Raw genomic sequence first — 1,165 nt, 5'->3', positions numbered from 1 at the left:
TCTGTGATTGCGGTCCAATCAGGACGAACGAACTCTACGCTTCTGCAAAGGTCAATCGTGTGCCTTTATAAACCCCATCATGTCTTTTCTCCATCCCTCACAACCACACCTACCTTGCTCTGCTCTCATCCCCCAGCCCTTCTCTCCGTTTCATCCCTTCATCTCACGATGGTCTTGCCACCATATCAGCGCCCACGGTTTCAAATTGTGGAGTGGGACTCCGACGAAACTAGGGATCAATGCGCAATGCGCCTCATCACGATGTCGCAGAGGTATAAGGGTTTTCTTGATCAGACCCTTGGGCCAGCACAACGAGCGTTCGCAAGGGATTTACAGGCGACTGATGACTGGCGACAGGTTTGGTCCCCCGAGGGTTTCCAGCTGATCATAAACGAATTCAACAATTTTCCATGCATGAACAACCCGATGGAGGGCCATGGAGAGCGGATAATGCGGTTTCTTCCTGATTGGGACCCTCAATTGCTGTTCGTCATGGCCAACAGGCGTTCATGTTTGGAGGCCGTGAACCGCCAACACCCTGGTTTAATTCAACAGCGATTTCGATTCCGTGGCACAGATGGACAACCAAGGATGCTGGCATACGAGATTCCGCCGTGCAACCACGCTTTCGATCGTGACACCGTAGCGACAAAATACCGAGCAATGGGATGCAGGCTGGTCACCAGTGACAATCTTACCTATTGCGTGGTCATTCCCAAAACTTCCTCGTTTCGGGATGACGGAGCTGGCTTTTGGAGCCGACCCGATGTTGGCGAATTTGACGTGCTGGGTCTTGTCAAGGTGGGATTCTAGGCATTTCCGTGGATAAGGCGTCCACCGCCCCCTGGGGCTTTGCTACCGTTGGACTTGGCCTGGGACATTGATATTCCTGTTTGGATTGTGTCTGTTATGTATGTTTTTGAATTCCTTTTGCTTTCGTAGTGTGGGTTGTAACCGTCGGGTCTGTTGACCAGACTTTACCGTTGTTCGTGCTTTGTCATTTTGTACTGTCGTCTTTTGATAATGAATAAGCCAAGTCTGTTTTAATGAAAGGCTGTTTGTGTTCAGTCTCTTGGAAAGAATGTGACGTGTTGTTGAGTTATGCTCTGATTTGCCTGTGAGCGATATCTGCTTCGCAGATTATTGATTGGTAGTTGGCAGGATA

General features: G+C 49.6%; 1 protein-coding gene. It reads left to right on the top strand.

The genetic code is table 11. The features are described from left to right. Positions 1-246 precede the first annotated feature (246 nt). Entirely contained in the window at positions 247-813 is a 567-nt protein-coding gene (locus tag FS320_RS47445) for a hypothetical protein (RefSeq protein WP_152739226.1), read from the top strand. Positions 814-1,165 lie beyond the last annotated feature (352 nt).

The sequence above is a fragment of the Microvirga tunisiensis genome (genome assembly GCF_009296175.1).
GTDB lineage: Bacteria > Pseudomonadota > Alphaproteobacteria > Rhizobiales > Beijerinckiaceae > Microvirga > Microvirga tunisiensis.
The sequence above is the reverse complement of the archived record's forward strand: the minus strand, read 5'-3'. Positions and strand labels throughout refer to the sequence as shown.

Excerpts from the sequence above, each read along its gene's own strand:
- FS320_RS47445 (WP_152739226.1), top strand. The coding sequence starts at position 247 with ATGCGCCTCATCACGATGTCGCAGAGGTATAAGGGTTTTCTTGATCAG.